The sequence below is a fragment of the Streptomyces sp. NPDC041122 genome (assembly GCF_055592445.1).
Genome location: NZ_JBVIYQ010000003.1, coordinates 185692 through 205157, shown reverse-complemented (window position 1 = coordinate 205157; position 19466 = coordinate 185692). Strand labels below are relative to the sequence as shown.

Sequence of the window (19466 nt, the reverse complement as noted above, 5' to 3'; positions counted from 1 at the left end):
CCGCCGGCCCCCTGCCCTTCGGAGGGTGTGTTTCACGTGAAACCAATCGACCCGCGTCTGCTGCGGTACGCCCGTGCCACCCGCTTCTTCCTGGTCGCGGTGGTGGTCCTGGGGTTGCTCGGGGCGGGGCTGGTCGTCGGTCAGGCGATGCTCATCGCCGAGATCGTGGTGGGCGCCTTCCAGAAGGGCCACTCCGTAGCGGACATGGGGACCCCGCTATGGCTGCTCGCCGCGGTCGCGGTGGGGCGGGGTCTGGTCTCCTGGCTGACCGAGCTCGCCGCGCACCGGGCGAGCGCGGCGGTCAAGTCGGAGCTGCGCGGGCGGTTGGTGGAGCGGGCGGGCGCGCTCGGGCCCGGCTGGCTCGGGGGGCAGCGCACGGGATCGCTGATCTCCCTCGCCACACGGGGCGTGGACGCGCTCGACGACTACTTCTCGCGCTATCTGCCGCAGTTGGGGCTCGCGGTGGTGGTGCCGGTGGCGGTGCTCGCCCGCATCGTCACCGAGGACTGGGTCTCCGCCGCGATCATCGTGGTGACCCTGCCGCTCATCCCGGTCTTCATGATCCTCATCGGCTGGGCCACGCAGAACCGCATGGACCGTCAGTGGCGGCTCCTCTCGCGGCTCTCGGGCCACTTCCTGGACGTCGTGGCCGGGCTCCCCACCCTGAAGGTGTTCGGCCGCGCCAAGGCGCAGGCCGATGCGATCCGCAGGATCACCGGTGAGTACCGGCAGGCGACGATGCGGACGCTGCGCATCGCCTTCCTGTCGTCGTTCGCCCTGGAACTCCTCGCGACGATCTCGGTCGCCCTGGTCGCGGTCACCATCGGCATGCGGCTCGTCCACGGCGAGATGGAGCTGTACGACGGGCTCGTCGTCCTCGTCCTCGCGCCCGAGGCCTATCTGCCGCTGCGGCAGGTGGGGGCGCAGTACCACGCGGCGGCGGAGGGGCTCTCGGCCGCCGAGGAGATCTTCGAGGTCCTGGAGACCCCGGTGCCGGATGCCGGGACGGGGGCGGCGCCCACGGGTGTGCTGAGCGTGGAGGGAGTGACGGTCCGGTATCCGGGGCGCTCGTCCGACGCGGTCTCCGGCGCCTCCTTCGCGGTGGCCCCGGGCGAGACCGTGGCGCTCGTCGGGCCGAGCGGGGCGGGCAAGTCGACCCTGCTGAACGTGGTGCTCGGCTTTGTGCGGCCCGTCGCGGGACGGGTGTGTGTCGGGGGCGTCGACCTGGCCGACGTCTCGCCCGAGCGGTGGCGGGAGCGGATCGCCTGGGTGCCGCAGCGGCCGCACCTGTTCGCCGGGACCATCGCGGAGAACGTACGGCTGGCGCGGCCGGACGCGGCGGACGCGCAGGTGCGGGAAGCCCTGCGGGAGGCGGGCGCCCTGGAGTTCGTGGACGCGCTGCCCGCCGGGGCGGAGACGGTTCTGGGTGAGGACGGCGCGGGTCTCTCCGCGGGGCAGCGGCAACGGCTCGCCCTGGCGCGGGCGTTCCTCGCCGACCGGCCCGTGGTGCTCCTCGACGAGCCGACGGCGGCGTTGGACGGCGGCACCGAGGCGGAGGTGGTCGACGCCGTCCGACGACTGGCCGTCGGCCGGACGGTGCTGCTCGTCGTGCACCGGCCCGCCCTGCTGGCCGTCGCCGACCGCGTCGTACGGCTGGACGACGCCACCGGAGCGGTGGCGCAGGGGCAGCGGGCGCGGGGGACCGGGGCGGCGTCCGCGCACGGTCCGGGCCCGCACGCCACGGCGGACCCGGCGACGGACTCGGCGGATGTCATCTCCGACCTGGCGGCTCGGAGCGGTGGCCAGGTGGCTGCTCGCGGTAGCGGTGACCCGGAGGCTCGGAGCGGTGGCCATCCGGCCGTCGCCGGGCCGCAGAACCGGGTGTTGGCCCGGGTTCGGCGCGCGGCGCGGGCCCGGTGGGGGCAGCTCGCTCTCGCGCTGCTGCTCGGCAGCCTCGCGCTCGCGAGCGCGGTGGGGCTCATGGCCACCTCGGGCTGGCTGATCTCGCGGGCCTCGGAGCAGCCCCCGGTGATGTACCTGATGATCGCCGTGACGGCGACCCGCGCCTTCGGCATCGGCCGGGCCGTCTTCCGGTACGCCGAGCGGCTCGTCTCGCACGACGCCGTGCTGCGGATGCTCGCCGACACCCGCGTCGCCGTCTACCGGCGCCTGGAACGGCTCGCCCCGGCCGGCCTGCGCGGGGCCCGGCGCGGTGACCTCCTCTCCCGTCTCGTCGCCGACGTCGACGCCCTGCAGGACTACTGGCTGCGCTGGCTGCTGCCCGCGTCCGCCGCGGGGCTCGTCAGCGCGGGCGCCGTCGGGTTCACCGCCTGGCTGCTGCCCGAAGCGGGCGCCGTGCTCGCCGCGGGGCTGCTCGCCGCGGGCGTCGGCGTGCCGCTCCTGAGCGGTGCCGTGGCCCGGCGCGCCGAGCGACGGCTCGCTCCCGCGCGCGGGGTGCTCGCCACCCGGGTGGCCGACCTGCTCACCGGGACCGCCGAGCTGACCGTCGCCGGTGCGCTGCGGCGGCGTACCGCCAAGGCCGGGGAGGCCGACGCCGAGCTGACCCGGATCGCCTCGCGGGGCGCCACCGCCACCGCGCTCGGCGACGGGCTCGGGGCGCTCATCACCGGGCTCACCGTGGCGGCGGCCGCGCTCGTCGGTGTGCGGGCGGTCGACGACGGACGGCTGAGCGGGGTGGCCCTCGCCGCGGTCGTCCTCACCCCGCTCGCCGCCTTCGAGGCCGTCATGGGCCTGCCGCTCGCCGTCCAGTACCGCCAGCGGGTCAGGAAGAGCGCCGAACGCGTCTACGAAGTCCTCGACGCGCCCGTCCCCGTCCCCGAGCCCGTGGCCCCCGCCCCGGCGCCGAAGACGCCGTTCCCGCTGCGCGTCGAGGGGCTGCGGGCCCGGTACGAGGAGCAGGACCGGGACGCGCTCGCCGGCGTCTCCCTCACGCTGGAACGCGGCCGCCGGATCGCCGTGGTGGGGCCGTCCGGGTCCGGCAAGACGACCCTCGCGCAGGTGCTGCTGCGCTTCCTCGGGACGCGGGAGGGGACGTACACGCTCGGCGGCACGGACGCGGCCGCGCTGGACGGCGACGCCGTGCGCCGCATGGTCGGCCTGTGTGCCCAGGACGCGCACATCTTCGACAGTTCCGTGCGCGAGAACCTGCTGCTCGCCAAGAAGGACGCCACCGAGGCGGAGCTGCGCGACGCCCTGGAGCGGGCGCGGCTCGACGGCTGGGCCGACTCGCTGCCCGACGGGCTCGACACGCTCGTCGGCGAACACGGCGCGCGGCTCTCCGGAGGGCAGCGGCAGCGGCTCTCGCTGGCCCGCGCGCTCCTCGCCGACTTCCCCGTCCTCGTCCTCGACGAGCCCGCCGAGCACCTGGACCTGCCGACCGCCGACGCCCTCACCGCCGACCTCCTGTCCGCGACCGAGGGCCGTACGACGCTGCTCATCACGCACCGCCTCGCCGGGCTCGACGCCGTGGACGAGGTGCTCGTCCTGGACGCGGGGCGGGTGGCGCAGCGTGGCACGTACGCGGAGCTCGCGGCGGAGGAGGGCCCGCTGCGGCGCATGCTGGAGGTGGAACGTGCGGCGGACCTGCTGGTGGCGGGGTGACGGGACGCGACCGACGCCGCCGCGCGGGGCGCGGCCCACGGGTCCGGTGCCGCGCCGCTCAGATCCGCGACGGCTTCGACTTTCCCCTGCAAATAGGACTTACTAGGCTCAAAGGCATGTCAGCACCCTCGGCCTCCGCCGGCTCATCGCCCCCCGACGGCACACCCAGCTCGGTGGAGGCGGCGGCGCAGGCGACCCGCAGCCTCCAGGGGCTCTCGCCCGAGCTGACCTCACGGGTGCCGCAACTGCTCGAGGCCATGCGGTCGGTCGGCACCGGACTCGAACTGCACACCACCCTGGACCGCATCTGCGAGACCGCCGCCGAGCTCGCGAACGCCCACTACGCGGCGATCGGCGTCGTCGCCGAGGACGGCGAGGGGCTCTCCGACTTCGTCTACCACGGCATCGACGCGGAGACGGCCGAGCGGATCGGGCGGCTGCCCGACGGCCACAAGGGACTCCTGGGCGCCCTCATCCACCAGCCGCGCACCCTGCGGCTCGCGGACCTCTCCGCCGACCCGCGCTCGTGCGGGTTCCCGGCCCACCACCCCCCGATGCGGACCTTCCTCGGCGTCCCCATCCGCGTCCAGGGCGAGATCTTCGGCAACCTCTATCTGACGGAGAAGCGGGACGGCGCGGAATTCAACGACTACGACGTGCACATGGTGCGCGTCCTCGCCACGGAGGCGGGCATCGCCATCGGGAACGCACGCCTCTACGAAGCCGCCAAGCAGCGCGAGCGCTGGATCGACGGCTCCGTGGCGGTCACCACCGCCCTGCTGTCCGGCAGCGACGCCGAGGAGGCGCTCGCCGTCGTCGCCGAGCAGGCCAGGCACCTCGCGGACTCGGCCGCCGGCATCGTGCTGCTGCCCGACGAGGAGGGCGGCATGGAGGTCGTCGCGGTCTCCTCGGACGAGCCCACCGGGGCGCTCGGCGTGGTCGTGCCGCCGGAGAGCCGCATCGTCGCCGACCTGCTCGAAGGCCACTCCGTGTTCATCGACGACATGGCCGGCGACCCTCGCGTGATGACCGAGGTCGCCCGCGCCTTCGGGCCCGTCATGATGCTGCCGCTGCAGAGCGACGGACGGGTCCTCGGCACGCTCGTGACGCCCCGCGTGCGCGGGGAGCGGCCGTTCAGCGAGGCCGAGCGGACGCTCGCCACCCAGTTCGCCTCGCAGGCCGCGCTCGCGCTGATGATGGCCGAGGCGCAGCGGGACCGGGAGCGGCTCGCGGTCTACGAGGACCGCGACCGGATCGCCAGGGACCTGCACGACCTGGTCATCCAGCGGCTGTTCGCCACCGGGATGATGCTGGAGAGCGCCCAGCGCCGGTCGGTCGTGCCGGAGGTGCAGGTCGGCGTGGGCAGGGCCGTCGACGAACTGGACGTGACGATCCAGGAGATCCGTACGGCGATCTTCGCGCTGCAGCAGGGGCCGGCCGAGGCACCCTCGGGGCTGCGCACCCGCGTCCTGCGCGAGATCAACATGGCCGCCGTCCCGCTCGGCTTCAAGCCCTCGCACCACTTCGTCGGCCCCGTCGACACGGTGGTCGGCGAGCTGACCGGCAAGAACCTCATCGCGGCCCTGCGCGAGGCGCTGTCCAACGCGTTCCGGCACGCGCAGGCGGCCCGCATCGACGTCGTCGTCGACTCGACCGTGGTCCTCCCCGACGGCCAGCACGGCGTACGGCTGACCGTCGCCGACGACGGCGTCGGCATCGCGGAGGGCGGCCGGCGCAGCGGCCTGAAGAACCTCAAGAGGCGCGCCGAGTCGCTGGGCGGCGACAGCTGGTACGGCCCCGGGATCGGCGAGGACGGCGGCGGTACGACGGTGGTGTGGGAGGCGCCGTACTGACCTCGGCGAGGCGAGACGAGACAAGGAGGGGCGGGGCGGCCCGTTCCGTCCCGTCTGTCCGTTGCCCCCGTCGGCCTCCCGCCCCGCGTCAGTCCTTCGTCCGGCGGCGGTCCGCGAGGATCTGCTCGATGACGACCGCGACGCCGTCGTCGTTGTTGGCGACGGTGCGTCCGGAGGCCGCGGTGACGACGTCGGGGTGCGCGTTGCCCATCGCGTACGACGTGCCCGCCCACGCGAGCATCTCGATGTCGTTCGGCATGTCCCCGAAGGCGACGACTTCCTGCGGGGTGATGCCGCGCTCGGCGCAGCACAGCTCCAGCGTGCTGGCCTTGGAGACGCCGGGGCCGCTGATCTCCAGGAGGGCGCTCGGGCTCGAACGCGTGACGGTGGCCCGGTCGCCGATCGCCGCGCGGGCGAGCACCAGGAACTCGTCGGGGGCCAGCCCGGGGTGGAAGGCGAGCACCTTCAGGACGGGCTGGTCGGCGGCGGACGGGGCGGCCAGGGCGCCGTCCCCGTTCGCGTCCGCGCCGCCGCCACCGTGCGTGGCCACGCCGGCTCCCGTGCTCTCCGCGAGCAGCTTCTCCGCGGGGGCGATGCTCTCGCCCGGCTCCATGTGCAGCGGCGGATACGTCTCCTCGTGGTGGAGTCCGCCGGTCCGCTCGACCGCGAAGGACGTGCCCGGCGCCGCGGCGCGCAGCCTGCGCACGACGTCGAGGGCGCACTCCCGGGTCAGCTCACGGACCTTGACGAAGCTGTGGGTGCCGGGGCCGCCGTGCAGATCGACCACCGCGGCGCCGTTGCCGCAGATGGCGAGGCCGTGGCCGTGCACGTGGGCGCTGACGACGTCCATCCAGCGGGCCGGGCGGCCCGTCACGAAGAAGACCTCGATGCCTGCCTCCTCGGCGGCCGCGAGCGCGGCGACGGTGCGGTCCGAGACCGTCTTGTCGTCACGCAGCAACGTGCCGTCGAGGTCCGTCGCGATCAGCCGGGGCCGCGGCCGCGACCCGGCCGGGACGCCGACTGCCGGAGCGGTGGCTGCCGGGGTGGGGGCCGGGCGCTGCGGCCCTGGGGTAGCTGAGGTCACGCCGTCGATTGTCCCGCACCCGCGTGCACGACCGTGCGCTGGGGCGCACATCTGAGTGCCCCGCGACCGCCCGCGCGGGTGGGGGCCGTGGGCGGTGGCCGGGGCAGCGCCCACGCGTCAGGGTCCCGGCTCCGCCGTAAGCTCTGTGACATGAGTCTGCGCCTGAGCACCGTGATTCTTCCCGTACGCCGCTGGCACGAGGGGGCCCGCGACCAGTGGGTGCGCGCCGAGGAGCTCGGCTTCCACGCCGCGTACACGTACGACCACCTGGCCTGGCGCACCTTCCGGGACGGCCCGTGGTTCGGCGCCCTGCCCACGCTGACCGCCGCCGCGACGGCCACCACGCGGCTGCGCCTGGGCACGCTCGTCACGTCGCCCAACTTCCGGCACCCGGTGACGCTCGCCAAGGAACTCATCTCCCTCGACGACATCTCCGGCGGCCGCGTCACGCTCGGCATCGGCGCCGGCGGCAACGGCTTCGACGCCACGACGCTCCTGAAGAGCGGCGAGGAGCCCTGGACCCCGCGCGAGCGCGCCGACCGGTTCGGGGAGTTCGTGCCGCTGCTCGACCGTCTGCTGACCGAGGACTCGGTGACGTACGAGGGGACCTTCTACTCGGCGACCGAGGCGCGCGGCATCCCCGGGTGCGTGCAGCGGCCTCGGCTGCCCTTCGCCGTGGCGGCGACGGGACCGCGCGGTCTGAAGCTCGCGGCCCGGCACGGACAGGCGTGGGTGACCACGGGGGACCCGAAGCTCTACGAGGCGGGCACGCCGGAGCAGTCGCGTGAGGCGCTCGCGGGCCAGGTCGAGAGGCTCGGCAAGGCGTGTGCGGAGGTCGGCCGGGACGTCGCCGAGCTGGACAAGGTCCTGCTGACCGGCTTCACCCCGGACCGCGCCCGTCCGCTGGAGTCGGTCGACGCCTTCGTGGACTTCGCGGGCCGCCACCAGGAGCTGGGCTTCACCGAGATCGTGGTGCACTGGCCGATCCCGGACTCGGTCTTCGCCGCGGACCGGTCGGTGTTCGAGAAGATCGCCACGGAGGCGGCCCAGCAGCTCGCCTGAGGCCCGTGTCCGCAGGGCCCCCGCACCCCACCGTGCGCCCCCCCCTCGCACCCCTCGCCGCGCGCTCGCTTCAGCGCCGCGGCCCGGGAAAGCGCAGGTACTCGGGCGGTACGGCGGCGGTGAGCCAGACGCCGTTGGCGCTGACCTGGAACGCCCGGCCGTCGCGGTGCATCGCGCCCGCGTCGACGGTCAGGACGACGGGCCGGCCGCGCCGGGCGCCGACGCGCGTCGCGGTCTCGCGGTCCGGTGAGAGGTGCACGGCGTGCCGGTTCATGGGGCGCAGCCCCTCGGCGCGGATCGCGGCGAGGGCGGCGGCCACGGTGCCGTGGAAGAGATACGCGGGCGGGGTGGCCGGCGGCAGCGCCAGGTCGACGTCGATCGAGTGGCCCTGGCTGGCGCGGATCCTGCCGTCCGCCACGGCGAAGCGCTGCTTGTCGTTGACGGCGACCACGTGGTCGAGCTCTTCCCGGGTGAAGGGGAAGTGGTGCGCGGCCGCCGCGGCGAGCAGCGCGTCGATCTCCACCCAGCCGTGCGCGTCGAGGGTGAGCCCGATGCGGTCAGGGCGGTGGCGCAGGTGCCGCGACAGGTATCTGGACACCTTCACGGTGCGCGCTTCGGTCCCGTCAGGAGGTCTTTCCTTCATGCCTTCAGGGTCTCGGCCAGCTGTTCTCCGCGCACTCGATTTTCGTCCATCGACTTTTCATCGACGGATTTCGATCCGAAGGTTTGATCCACAGCCAAGTCGAGTTATCCACAGGCTAGTTGACGATTCTGTGGACAACTCTCAGGCCGTGGGAGGCATTTGCCCAATTTCCGCACCTTGCACCCCAGTTGTGGCAAGAGCGTCCAATTTTCTTTTCTGCACCTCACGTTCGGCTGCCGCCGCCACGAACGCGGCAGCGTTGTCGGTACCAACCAGCCGCTCCACGCTGTGCATTGTGGATGCCGGGAGCGCCACATTCCGCGGCTCGTCCGACGGGCCATCCTGAGCTCCCGGCTCCAGGTGCAGCCGCAGGTGGCGGGTGGCGAAAAGGCGCATCGCGCGGGCCAGTTCGGCGTCCACCGACTGCTGGGCGAGCGGGCGCAGCCGCCGTACGAGCGCCGCCGCCTCGGCCGCGTCCGCCTCGGTGGGCGGGTGGTGGCCGAGATAGCGCGCGAACACGTGCTCGGTCGTGAACTCCAGGAAACGGGCGGCGATGTGCTCGACCTGCCCCCTCAACTCCCGCAGATGGCCGGAGATCGCGGAGAGTGGCACTCCCGCCGCGTACAACTCGACGGCCACCGACAGCTCTTGAGGGCTCGGCACCAGGAACTCGTCCTCGCGCCCCGGCATCGGTTCGAGCACCCCGAGGGCGACCGCGTCGGCCACCGCCGCCTCGTCCGGCGTACCGCCGAAGGCCGCGTCGAGCTCCGCGCGGGTGATCCGGTCGGCCTTCTCGTCCGTCCACGGACCGTCGACCTCCGCCGCCAGACCGAGCACCCCGCCGAGGCCCCGACCGGCGTCCCAGGCCTCCAGGAGCTCCTTGATGGAGGCCAGGGTGTACCCGCGGTCCAGCAGGTCGGCGATCTGCCGCAGCCGGGCCAGATGCGCGTCCCCGTAGACATTGGACCGGCCGCGCCGCTCCGGGCGGGGGAGCAGCCCGCGGTCCTGGTAGGCGCGGATCGTGCGGACCGTCGCGCCGCTGAGGTGCGCCAGATCCTCGATGCGGTACTCCGCCCGGTGCTCGGTGGGCTCCGTGTTCGCCACGCTCCCCGCCCTTCGTGTTGCCTCGTGCCAGGACCTAGGCGGTGGCCGCCCGGCCGATCGCGCCCGCCGCGGCCCGCGCCGGGGGCGACCGCGCCAGATAGGCGACGGCCTCGCGCAACGAGCCTTCCTGCGAGGGATGGTACGACCGCCGCAGATAGCGGGGTATCGCCGTACCGATCTCACGCCAGGTGGGCAGCAGGCCCTTGGCGACCGCCCTGTTGTGCTCCGCCAGTGAGTACCGCACGCGGCCCGCGAGTTGGGGGTCGTGACGGATCAGATAGGCCGTGCCCCACACCCAGAGGTAGAGCATCACGGGCGCCGTCACGGTCATCCCGGCGACCCGTCGGGCGTACCGGGGCAGGCCGCTGCCGCCGCAGTGCTGGAACATGTCTAAGGCGACCGCGCGGTGCTCGACCTCCTCCGCGCCGTGCCAGCGCAGCAGGTCGAGCATGACCTCGTCGGCCTCGGCGCGGTCGAGGCCCTCGGCCCGCAGGACCCAGTCGCCGAGGACCGCCGTGAACTGCTCGATCGCGGCGATGATCGACAGCCGGAACCGCAGCCACTCCTGCGTCGGCACCGGCGCCCCCAGCGGCGGCCGCTCACCGAGGAGCTTCTCGAAGAGGAAGTCGACGTACCGGGTGAAGGCGGCGGTGTTGAGGTGCTGCGCGGCCAGGTGGTCGAGCACATGCGCGTGCTGCACGCTGTGCGTGGCCTCCTGGCCCATGAACCCCTTGACGTCCCCGCGCAGCACCGGGTCGGTGATCAGCGGCAGGCCTTCCTTGAAGACCTTCACGAACCATCGCTCCCCCGCCGGGAGCAGCAGATGCAGGACGTTGACTACGTGGGTGGCGGTCGGCTCGTCCGGTATCCAGTGCAGCGGCGTGCCGTCCCAGTCGAACGAGACCCGGCGCGGAACGATCGTGTGGTGCTCCTCGGCACGGGGGTGCGGATCCGTCTCCTTGCTCACAGCGGCGGCTCCAATCGGGCGATCGCGCGCAGGGCCTTCGGGCTGAAGCGGGACATGAAGCGGGCGCCGCGCGCCTCGGGGGTGACCGGGACCACCGCCTGGTTCTTGACCACGGCGTTCAGAATGGCGTCGGCGACCTTCTCCGGCGGGTAGTTGCGCAGGCCGTACAACCGGGCCGACTTCTTCTGGCGGCGCTTCTCCTCGTCGGCCGCGACACCGACGAACCGGGACGTCGACGTGATGTTCGTGTTGACGAGGCCCGGGCAGATCGCGGAGACCCCGATGCCCTGGCCCGCGAGCTCGGCGCGCAGGCACTCGCTGAGCATCAGGACGGCCGCCTTGGAGGTGCTGTAGGCGGGCAGGGTCCGGGAGGGCTGGTACGCCGCCGCGGACGCGGTGTTGACGATGTGGCCGCCCTGGCCGCGCTCGGCCATCTGCTTGCCGAAGAGCCGACAGCCGTGGATCACGCCCCACAGATTCACGTCGAGGACCTTCTTCCAGTCCTCGCTGGTGGTGTCGAGGAAGGAGCCCGCGAGGCCGATGCCGGCGTTGTTCACCAGGACGTCCACCACGCCGTACTCCGTGGCGACGCGCTCGGCGAGCTTCTCCATGGCCTGCTCGTCGGTGACGTCGACCGTCTCGCCCCAGGCGTCGGGGGCGCCTATCAGACGGGACATCTCCGCGGTGCGCGCCGCGCTCTCCGCGTCCCGGTCGACGGCCACCACGCGCGCGCCCGCCTCGGCGAACGCGAAGGCGGTGGCCCGCCCGATGCCGCTGCCCGCGCCGGTGACCAGGACGAGCCGGCCGCCGAACCGGTCGGCGTGCTTGCCCGTGGCGCTGCTGTCGTTGACAGGCATGCCATCCTCGTTCGTCGTCACGAATTCGCCGATCCAGGCGGCCAGTTGGTCGGGCCGGGTGCGCGGCACCCAGTGCTTGCCCGACAGGGTGCGGCGGACCAGCTGCGGGGCCCACAGCTCCAGCTCGTCGTAGAGCCGCTCGGAGAGGAAGACGTCCCCGGACGGCGTGATGAGCTGCACGGGAGCGTGGGCGTAGGCGTCGGTGCGGGGCCTGCGCAACCGGGCGCGGATGTTGTCGCGGTAGAGCCAGGCGCCGTGCGCCGCGTCCTGGGGCAGCGACGTCGTCGGGTAGTCGCCCGCCGGGACCTTCTCCAGGCGCTGCAGGATCGTCGGCCACCGCTTGCCGAGCGGGCCGCGCCAGGCCAGTTCGGGCAGGACGGGGGTGTGCAGCATGTACACGTACCAGGACTTGGCGCCCTGGCCGAGGAGCTGGCCCACCTTGCGTGGCGTGGGCCGGGACACGCGCTTCTTGATCCAGTGACCGAAGTGGTCGAGCGAGGGCCCCGACATCGATGTGAAGGACGCGATGCGCCCCTCCGTGCGCTTGACCGTGACGAACTCCCAGGACTGCACCGAGCCCCAGTCGTGCCCCACCACGTGCACCGGGCGGTCCGGGCTCACCGCGTCGATGACCGCCACGAAGTCGTCGGTCAGCTTCTCCAGCGTGAAGCCGCCGCGCAGCGGTCGCGGGGCGGTCGACCTGCCGTGGCCCCGGACGTCGTACAGCACGACATGGAAGCGGTCCGCGAGCCGCCCGGCGACCTCGCTCCACACCTCCTTGGAGTCCGGATAGCCGTGCACCAGCACGACCGTGGGCCGCTCCGGGTCGCCCAGCTCGGCGACGCACAGCTCCACGCCGCCCGTGCGCACCCAGCGCTCGCGCGCGCCCGTGAGGCCCTGTCCCATGCCGGCGCTCCCGCCGATGTCTCCCGTCGTCATGCGGCGGCCCTCTCCTCAGCCCAGCGCCGCACATGCGGCAGGTCGTCGTCCAGCCAGAACGCGCTCTCTTCGGGGTCCCCGGAGTCGGTGACGACCAGGATCTCCTCGAACTTCGCGCCCGTACCCCGGAAACCGAGGTGCGGCTCGACCGCCCAGAGCCCCTGCTGGGGCGGGTGGTCGGAGAACTTGTAGGGGGACCACAGGGGCGACCAGCCGTCCCGGTGGCCGCGCAGCGCGTCGCTCGCCAGGCCCTTCAGCGACTGCGTGCCGAAGCCGAAGAGGTGCGGGGTCAGCCGTCGCTCCTTGACCCGGTCGACCTTGTGCGCGATCACGCCGAACGGATACGCGCGGTGGCGGTTGGCATAGCCCTGGCGGACCATGAGCCGGTCGACGTCCTCATAGATCTCACGCAGCGGCCGGCGCTCGCGCACCTCGCGCAGGATCAGCTCGCGGTGCGCCTCCAGGTCGGCGAGGAGCCGGTCGTGCACCGGATTGAGGCCCAGACAGCCGGAGTAGCCGATGTCGGCGGTGAAGCCCTTGTAGACCGGGGCCATGTCGAGGATGAAGGGCATCCCCGGCTCCAGCTCGCGACGGGTGGGGAAGAACTGCAGCGGGACGCGGAAGTTGACGAACGCCGTGCGGTCCCCGAACCAGGCGAAGGGCAGATGGAACCAGTCCCGCACACCCCGCTCGCGCAGCCAATCGCGCTGCATCCGCGCCGCCTCGCGCTCCGTCACGCCCGGCCGGAGCTGAGCCGCGACCGCCTCCGCGCACTCGTACGCGAGGGTCTGCACTTCCCTGAACCCCCGCAGCTCCGCGGAGAGCTCGCCTGCCACCCTTGAGGTCATGCCACCGTCCGTCCCGAGTCCGGTCATCCCGTGTCCGGTCCATCGCCGTACGCGGTCGTAACTTGACACTGATGAATGTGACAATGCCCGGCGGCTACGTCAAGAGTTCTGTCCGACTGTGCGGGAGAGGTCCGGAAGAACCCCCAGGGGGCGACTCCCGGACGACCCCTACGGACCCGTAATACTCCAGAGTGAGAGCAGGACAAGCCCATGGTCTGACGACCGGTGTGGTCTGCGCCACTACCGTCGAAACGTGACTGTGATCGCGACCGAAAGCCTGAGCAAGCGGTTCCCCAGGGTGACCGCGCTTGACCGGCTCTCCATGGACATCGGGCCCGGTGTGACCGGACTCGTCGGAGCCAACGGAGCCGGCAAGTCCACACTGATCAAGATCCTGCTGGGTCTGTCCCCCGCCACGGAGGGCCGCGCCGCCGTGCTCGGTCTGGACGTCGCCACCAGCGGCGGCGAGATCCGCGAACGCGTGGGGTACATGCCGGAGCACGACTGCCTGCCGCCCGACGTCTCGGCCACCGAGTTCGTCGTCCACATGGCGCGGATGTCCGGACTGCCGCCCTCCGCGGCCCGCGAGCGCACCGCGGACACCCTGCGCCACGTGGGGCTCTACGAGGAGCGCTACCGCCCCATCGGCGGCTACTCGACCGGCATGAAGCAGCGCGTGAAGCTCGCGCAGGCCCTCGTCCACGACCCCCAGCTGGTCTTCCTCGACGAGCCGACGAACGGCCTCGACCCGGTCGGACGCGACGAGATGCTCGGCCTGATCCGCCGCGTCCACACCGACTTCGGCATCTCGGTCCTGGTCACCTCGCACCTCCTCGGCGAGCTGGAGCGCACCTGCGACCACGTCGTCGTCATCGACGGCGGCAAGCTCCTGCGGTCCAGCTCCACCACCGACTTCACCCAGACCACCACGACGCTCGCCGTCGAGGTCACCGACACCGAGACCCACCCCGACGGCACCCGCGCCCTGCGCGACGCGCTGCACGGCCGCGGCATCGACACACAGACCGGCGGCGAACTGCCCGGCGCGGGCCACACGATCCTGCTCACCGCGGACGGCGAGGAGACGTTCGACGTCGTCCGCGACCTCGTCGCCGATCTCGGCCTCGGCCTGATCCGGATGGAACAGCGCAGGCACCACATCGCGGAGGTCTTCAAGGACGAGCCCCGCCAGGAGCCCGTACCCGAGCGGACGGCCGCCCTGGCCGCCACCGCCGCCGCTCAGCAGAAGGAGGGAGGCGCGCGATGAGCACCGAGTCCACCCAGATCCACAACATCGGCTACCGCAGCTACGACGGCCCGCGCCTCGGCCGCGCCTACGCCCGCCGTTCGCTCTTCTCCCAGAGCCTGCGGGGCGCGTACGGACTCGGCCGCTCCGCCAAGTCCAAGGTCCTGCCGATGATCCTCTTCGCGGTGATGTGCGTGCCCGCGGCGATCATGGTGGCGGTCGCCGTCACCACCAAGGCCGACGACCTCCCCGTCGACTACACGCGCTACGCCATCTTCCTCCAGGCGGTCATCAGTCTCTTCCTGGCCGCCCAGGCCCCGCAGACCGTCTCGCGCGACCTGCGCTTCAAGACGGTGCCCCTGTACTTCTCGCGGCCCATCGAGCGCGGTGACTACGTGGCGGCCAAGTTCGCCGCGATGTCCTCCGCCCTCTTCGTGCTCACCGCGGCGCCGCTCCTCGTGCTCTACGTGGGCTCGCTGCTCGCCAAGCTCGACTTCGCCGACCAGACGAAGGGATTCGCCCAGGGGCTCGTCTCCGTCGCGCTGCTCTCGCTGCTCTTCTCCGGCATCGCGCTGGTCGTCTCGGCGGTCACACCCCGCCGCGGCTTCGGCATCGCCGCCGTCATCGCCGTCCTGACCATCAGCTACGGCGCGGTGTCCACGGTCCAGGCCATCGCCTACGAACAGGGCAGCACCGGAGCCATCGCCTGGCTCGGCCTCTTCTCCCCGATCACCCTCGTCGACGGCGTGCAGTCCGCCTTCCTCGGCGCGACCGCGTCCTTCCCCGGCGGGGAGAGCCCCTCGACCGGCGTCGGCCTCGTCTACGTCCTCGTCGTCCTCGCCCTCGTCGCGGGCTGCTACGGCGCCCTGATGCGCCGCTACCGGAAGGTCGGCCTCTGATGACCACCCTCACCATCGACCACGTCTCCCGCTGGTTCGGCAACGTGGTCGCGGTCAACGACATCACCATGGACATCGGCCCGGGCGTCACGGGGCTCCTCGGGCCGAACGGCGCGGGAAAGTCGACCCTCATCAACATGATGGGCGGCTTCCTGGCCCCCTCCACGGGCAGTGTCACCCTCGACGCCCGGCCGATCTGGCGCAACGAACAGATCTACAAGGAGATCGGCATCGTCCCCGAGCGGGAGGCGATGTACGACTTCCTCACGGGCCGCGAATTCGTCGTCGCCAACGCCGAGTTGCACGGCCTGGACGAGCGCGCCGCCAAGAAGGCGCTCGCCACGGTCGAGATGGAGTACGCGCAGGACCGGAAGATCTCGACGTACTCCAAGGGCATGCGCCAGCGCGTGAAGATGGCCTCCGCCCTGGTCCACGACCCGTCCGTGCTGCTGCTCGACGAGCCGTTCAACGGCATGGACCCCCGCCAGCGCATGCAGCTGATGGAACTGCTGCGGCGCATGGGGGACGAGGGGCGCACGGTCCTGTTCTCCTCGCACATCCTCGAAGAGGTCGAGCAACTGGCCTCGCACATCGAGGTGATCGTCGCCGGACGGCACGCGGCGAGCGGCGACTTCCGCAGGATCCGCCGGCTGATGACCGACCGCCCGCACCGCTACCTGATCCGTTCCAGCGACGACCGCACCCTGGCCGCCGCGCTGATCGCCGACCCGTCGACGGCCGGCATCGAAGTCGACCTCAAGGAGGGCGCGTTGCGCATTCAGGCGGTCGACTTCGGCCGGTTCACGGCGCTGCTGCCGCGGGTCGCCCGCGAGCACGGCATCCGGCTCCTGACGGTCTCGCCCTCGGACGAGTCCCTCGAGTCGGTCTTCTCCTACCTCGTCGCGGCCTGAAGGGAGCCCTCATGTACGACCCCACCGTCGCCCGGCTCACCTACCGGGCCCTGCTCGGCCGCCGCCGGGCACTGATCCTCTTCGCCCTGCCCCTCCTGCTGGTCGTCATCGCCGGAGCCGTCCGCGGCTTCAGCGGCGCCGACGACCAGGTGGCCGTCGACGTCCTCGGCGGTTTCGCGCTCGCCACGATGGTGCCGATCATCGGCGTCATCGCGGGCACCGGCGCGATCGGCCCGGAGATCGACGACGGCTCCGTCGTCTACCTCCTCTCCAAGCCGGTCAAGCGGCCCACGATCATCGTCACCAAGCTGACCGTCGCCATCGCCGTGACAATGGCCTTCTCCGCGATCCCCACCTTCATCGCGGGCATGATCCTGAACGGCAACGGCCAGCAGATCGCCGTCGCCTACACGATCGCCGCGCTCGTCGCGTCCATCACCTACGCCGCGATCTTCCTGCTCCTGGGCACGATCACCCGGCACGCCGTCGTCTTCGGACTCGTCTACGCCCTGGTGTGGGAGGCCCTCTTCGGCTCCCTCGTCTCCGGTGCGCGCACGCTCAGCGTGCAGCAGTGGTCCCTCGCCGTGGCCCAGAAGGTCGGCGAGGGGGACCTGATCACCTCGGACGTGGGCCTGCCGGCCGCCACCGTGCTGCTGGTCGTGGTCACCGCGATCGCCACCTGGTACGCGGGACAGAAGCTGCGGTCGCTGACGCTGGCCGGCGAGGAGTAGCCCCAAGGGCGGTGCGCGGGCGGCGCGGCGGGGCGCGCTTTATTCGGTGGCGGTGAACCGCCCGCCCGGGCACAGTGGTTGGTGGCAGCGTCCGCGGGAGACTCCGGAGCGGTCACTCGCTCCGTGGAGTCCCGCACACGGGGGAGCTGCCGGGGGCGGCCGCTTCGAGCGCGCCGATCCGCATCGCTGCGCGGGTCGCCCCTCCCGGCCGACGCACCGAGCCGGGCACCGCGTCCTGCGGCGCCCGGCTCGGGTGCGTCGGGGGAACACCGGGCGCCGGGCGCCCGGTCCGGCTAGCCCAGCAACCGCTCCAGCACCACCGCGATGCCGTCCGCCTCGTTCGACGTCGTCACCTCGTCCGCGACGGCCTTGAGCTCCGGGTGGGCGTTGGCCATGGCCACGCCGCGCGCCGCCCAGCCGAACATCGGGATGTCGTTGGGCATGTCGCCGAAGGCGATCGTGTCCGCGGCCTTCGCGCCGAGGCGGCGGGCCGCCAGGGAGAGACCGGTGGCCTTGGAGAGGCCGAGCGGCAGGATCTCGACTATGCCCTCGCCCGCCATCGTCACGCCGACCAGGTCGCCCGCCACCTTGCGGGCCACCTCCGCCAGCGCGTCGTCGCCGAGGCCGGGGTGCTGGACGTACACCTTGTTCAGCGGGGCCGCCCACAGGTCGGCGGCGTCCTTGATGGGGACGGCGGGCAGCGGCCCGTCCTGGACCGCGTATCCCGGGCCCACCAGCACCTCGCCGTCCAGGCCGTCGCGGCTCGCGGCGAGGAAGAGCGGGCCGACCTCCGCCTCGATCTTGGCGAGCGCCAGACCGGCGAGCTGCCGGTCGAGCGTCACCGAGGTGAGCAGCCGGTGCTCCCCCGCGTGGTAGACCTGCGCGCCCTGGCCGCACACCGCGAGACCGTCGTAGCCGAGGTCGTCGAGGATGTGCCGGGTCCAGGGCACCGCGCGGCCGGTGACGATGATGTGCGCGGCGCCCGCCGCGGTGGCCGCGGTGAGTGCCTCGCGCGTCCGCTGCGACACCGTGTCGTCGGGGCGCAGCAGCGTCCCGTCGAGGTCGGTCGCGACCAGCTTGAACGGGAAGGCCGGTGTGACCGGAGCAGGGTGACTCACTTGGCGATGGGCTCCAGGATCTCTCGGCCCCCCAGGTACGGACGCAGGACCTCGGGCACCACCACGGAGCCGTCGGCCTGCTGGTGGTTCTCCAGGAGGGCGACGATGGTGCGCGGGACGGCGCACAGGGTGCCGTTCAGCGTCGCCAGCGGCTGCATGACCTTCTTGCCGTCGCGGTTGTCGCGCATGCGGATCGACAGGCGGCGGGCCTGGAAGCCGTCGCAGTTCGAGGCCGAGGTCAGCTCGCGGTACTTGCCCTGGGTGGGGATCCACGCCTCGCAGTCGAACTTGCGCGAGGCCGAGGCGCCGAGGTCGCCGGTGGCCACGTCGATCACCTGGAAGGGCAGGCCGAGGCCGGTGAGCCACTGCTTCTCCCACTCCAGGAGGCGCTGGTGCTCGTTCTCCGCGTCGGCCGGGTCGACGTACGAGAACATCTCGACCTTGTCGAACTGGTGGACGCGGAAGATGCCGCGGGTGTCCTTGCCGTACGTGCCCGCCTCGCGGCGGAAGCAGGGCGAGAAGCCCGCGTACCGCAGGGGGAGCTTGTCGGCGTCGATGATCTCGTCCATGTGGTAACCGGCGAGCGCGACCTCGGAGGTGCCGACCAGGTAGTAGTCGTCCTTCTCCAGGTGGTACACGTTCTCCGCGGCCTGGCCGAGGAAGCCGGTGCCCTCCATGGCGCGCGGGCGGACCAGCGCGGGCGTCAGCATCGGGATGAAACCGGCCTCGGTGGCCTGCGCGATCGCGGCGTTCACCAGCGCGAGCTCCAGCAGGGCGCCGACGCCGGTGAGGTAGTAGAAGCGCGATCCGGAGACCTTCGCGCCGCGCTCGACGTCGATGGCGCCGAGCAGCTCGCCGAGCTCCAGGTGGTCCTTGGGCTCGAAGCCCTCGGCGGCGAAGTCCCGCGGGGTGCCGATCTGATCGAGGACGACGAAGTCCTCCTCGCCGCCGACCGGGACGTCGGGGTGGACGAGGTTGCCGAGCTGCCCGAGCAGGCGCTTGGTCTCCTCGTCGGCCTCGTCCTGCGCGGCGTTGGCCGCCTTGACGGCGGCGGAGAGCTCGCCGGCCTTCTTCAGGAGCTCCTGCTTCTCCTCGGGCGGGGCCTTGGGGATCAGCTTGCCGAGCGCCTTCTGCTCGGCGCGGAGTTCGTCGAAGCGGGTGCCGGACGACCTGCGCCGCTCGTCGGCGGAGAGCAGGGCGTCGACGAGCGCGACGTCCTCTCCACGGGCGCGCTGGGAGGCGCGAACACGGTCGGGGTCCTCACGGAGCAGGCGAAGGTCAATCACCCCTCAAGGCTACCGTCGCGCCGTTCGGGCCCACGACTCCATATTCCCTGGCGTGCGGTTTGCCCGTTTTGCCGGAATGTGAATTCCCGGGGAGGGTGGCCTCGAATCGCCCCCGCGGCGGCCGGAAAAGGCCCCTTCGCGCTCGTCCGGCCACCGGTCAATAAAACGGGCGCCATTCCCCGAAATGGGGCAGAGCACGCCTGCCGCCTTGACCTGAAGCCCTTGTGGGAGACGGGACTTGGGCCCTCCGTCCACCGCGGTTGTCCACAGGAACCAGGGGCTCCGGACGGTTATCCA

The 19466-nt window shown here is 72.4% G+C and carries 15 protein-coding genes; 7 read left to right on the top strand and 8 right to left on the bottom strand.

All coding sequences use genetic code 11. From position 1 onward, the window contains the following. Positions 1 to 36 precede the first annotated feature (36 nt). Positions 37 to 3621 carry a thiol reductant ABC exporter subunit CydD gene (gene cydD, locus ACZ6B8_RS13250; RefSeq protein ID WP_471607301.1) on the top strand — a complete coding sequence of 1195 codons (3585 nt, stop codon included), beginning with the start codon at positions 37 to 39 and terminating at the stop codon, positions 3619 to 3621. Positions 3622 to 3737: 116 nt separating this feature from the next. Continuing rightward, complete coding sequence (locus ACZ6B8_RS13245) at positions 3738 to 5474, top strand: sensor histidine kinase (RefSeq protein WP_471088412.1); 1737 nt, start codon at positions 3738 to 3740, stop codon at positions 5472 to 5474. Positions 5475 to 5562: 88 nt separating this feature from the next. On the opposite strand, the gene ACZ6B8_RS13240 is transcribed toward ACZ6B8_RS13245, so the two are convergent. Beyond that, a complete protein-coding gene (locus tag ACZ6B8_RS13240) occupies positions 5563 to 6558 on the bottom strand; it encodes an HAD hydrolase family protein (RefSeq protein WP_471088410.1) in 996 nt (331 codons plus the stop codon). Positions 6559 to 6708: 150 nt separating this feature from the next. On the opposite strand from ACZ6B8_RS13240, the gene ACZ6B8_RS13235 reads away from it, so the two are divergent. After that, complete coding sequence (locus ACZ6B8_RS13235; protein WP_471088408.1) at positions 6709 to 7620, top strand: LLM class flavin-dependent oxidoreductase; 912 nt, start codon at positions 6709 to 6711, stop codon at positions 7618 to 7620. A gap of 70 nt (positions 7621 to 7690) precedes the next feature. Here the strand turns inward: ACZ6B8_RS13235 and ACZ6B8_RS13230 are convergent, their stop codons facing one another. The 5 genes from ACZ6B8_RS13230 to ACZ6B8_RS13210 all read right to left on the bottom strand — a co-directional run bounded on the left by ACZ6B8_RS13230 (position 7691) and on the right by ACZ6B8_RS13210 (position 12978). Then, positions 7691 to 8263 carry an RNA 2'-phosphotransferase gene (locus ACZ6B8_RS13230; protein ID WP_471607300.1) on the bottom strand — a complete coding sequence of 191 codons (573 nt, stop codon included), beginning with the start codon at positions 8261 to 8263 and terminating at the stop codon, positions 7691 to 7693. A gap of 141 nt (positions 8264 to 8404) precedes the next feature. Then, positions 8405 to 9367, bottom strand: a complete 963-nt coding sequence (locus ACZ6B8_RS13225; RefSeq protein WP_471607299.1) for a MerR family transcriptional regulator — start codon at positions 9365 to 9367, stop codon at positions 8405 to 8407. 34 nt (positions 9368 to 9401) lie between these two features. Beyond that, positions 9402 to 10334: a metal-dependent hydrolase gene (locus ACZ6B8_RS13220; RefSeq protein WP_471607298.1), complete on the bottom strand. Its 933-nt coding sequence runs from the start codon at positions 10332 to 10334 to the stop codon at positions 9402 to 9404. Further along, positions 10331 to 12130, bottom strand: coding sequence for an SDR family oxidoreductase (locus ACZ6B8_RS13215; protein ID WP_471088400.1), 1800 nt, complete (start codon positions 12128 to 12130; stop codon positions 10331 to 10333). Before ACZ6B8_RS13215 ends, ACZ6B8_RS13220 begins: the two co-directional genes overlap by 4 nt. Continuing rightward, entirely contained in the window at positions 12127 to 12978 is an 852-nt protein-coding gene (locus ACZ6B8_RS13210) for a M24 family metallopeptidase (protein WP_471607297.1), read from the bottom strand. Before ACZ6B8_RS13210 ends, ACZ6B8_RS13215 begins: the two co-directional genes overlap by 4 nt. A gap of 259 nt (positions 12979 to 13237) precedes the next feature. On the opposite strand from ACZ6B8_RS13210, the gene ACZ6B8_RS13205 reads away from it, so the two are divergent. From ACZ6B8_RS13205 to ACZ6B8_RS13190, 4 genes are read left to right on the top strand one after another with little or no spacing between them, the layout of a single operon-like run. Further along, on the top strand, positions 13238 to 14245 hold the full coding sequence (locus ACZ6B8_RS13205) for an ABC transporter ATP-binding protein (RefSeq protein WP_471607557.1): 1008 nt from the start codon (positions 13238 to 13240) through the stop codon (positions 14243 to 14245). Next, positions 14242 to 15123: an ABC transporter permease gene (locus ACZ6B8_RS13200; protein WP_471607296.1), complete on the top strand. Its 882-nt coding sequence runs from the start codon at positions 14242 to 14244 to the stop codon at positions 15121 to 15123. The genes ACZ6B8_RS13205 and ACZ6B8_RS13200 overlap by 4 nt, the downstream gene beginning before the upstream one ends. Next, positions 15123 to 16034, top strand: a complete 912-nt coding sequence (locus tag ACZ6B8_RS13195; RefSeq protein WP_471088394.1) for an ABC transporter ATP-binding protein — start codon at positions 15123 to 15125, stop codon at positions 16032 to 16034. Before ACZ6B8_RS13200 ends, ACZ6B8_RS13195 begins: the two co-directional genes overlap by 1 nt. Positions 16035 to 16045: 11 nt before the next feature. Beyond that, the gene (locus ACZ6B8_RS13190; RefSeq protein WP_471088392.1) at positions 16046 to 16765 is read left to right on the top strand and encodes an ABC transporter permease subunit; all 720 of its coding nucleotides are present in this window, start codon (positions 16046 to 16048) and stop codon (positions 16763 to 16765) included. Positions 16766 to 17058: 293 nt separating this feature from the next. On the opposite strand, the gene ACZ6B8_RS13185 is transcribed toward ACZ6B8_RS13190, so the two are convergent. Both ACZ6B8_RS13185 and serS read right to left on the bottom strand, forming a co-directional pair. Then, a complete protein-coding gene (locus ACZ6B8_RS13185; protein ID WP_471607295.1) occupies positions 17059 to 17883 on the bottom strand; it encodes an HAD family hydrolase in 825 nt (274 codons plus the stop codon). Next, entirely contained in the window at positions 17880 to 19169 is a 1290-nt protein-coding gene (gene serS / locus ACZ6B8_RS13180; protein ID WP_471607294.1) for a serine--tRNA ligase, read from the bottom strand. Before serS ends, ACZ6B8_RS13185 begins: the two co-directional genes overlap by 4 nt. Positions 19170 to 19466: the final 297 nt, after the last annotated feature.

Bases quoted from the DNA above. Each gene is read 5' to 3' on its own strand.
- ACZ6B8_RS13245 (WP_471088412.1), top strand. From the start codon at position 3,738: ATGTCAGCACCCTCGGCCTCCGCCGGCTCATCGCCCCCCGACGGCACA.
- ACZ6B8_RS13235 (WP_471088408.1), top strand. From the start codon at position 6,709: ATGAGTCTGCGCCTGAGCACCGTGATTCTTCCCGTACGCCGCTGGCAC.
- ACZ6B8_RS13230 (WP_471607300.1), bottom strand. From the start codon at position 8,263: ATGAAGGAAAGACCTCCTGACGGGACCGAAGCGCGCACCGTGAAGGTG.
- ACZ6B8_RS13215 (WP_471088400.1), bottom strand. From the start codon at position 12,130: ATGACGACGGGAGACATCGGCGGGAGCGCCGGCATGGGACAGGGCCTC.
- ACZ6B8_RS13210 (WP_471607297.1), bottom strand. From the start codon at position 12,978: ATGACCTCAAGGGTGGCAGGCGAGCTCTCCGCGGAGCTGCGGGGGTTC.
- ACZ6B8_RS13200 (WP_471607296.1), top strand. From the start codon at position 14,242: ATGAGCACCGAGTCCACCCAGATCCACAACATCGGCTACCGCAGCTAC.
- ACZ6B8_RS13195 (WP_471088394.1), top strand. From the start codon at position 15,123: ATGACCACCCTCACCATCGACCACGTCTCCCGCTGGTTCGGCAACGTG.
- ACZ6B8_RS13190 (WP_471088392.1), top strand. From the start codon at position 16,046: ATGTACGACCCCACCGTCGCCCGGCTCACCTACCGGGCCCTGCTCGGC.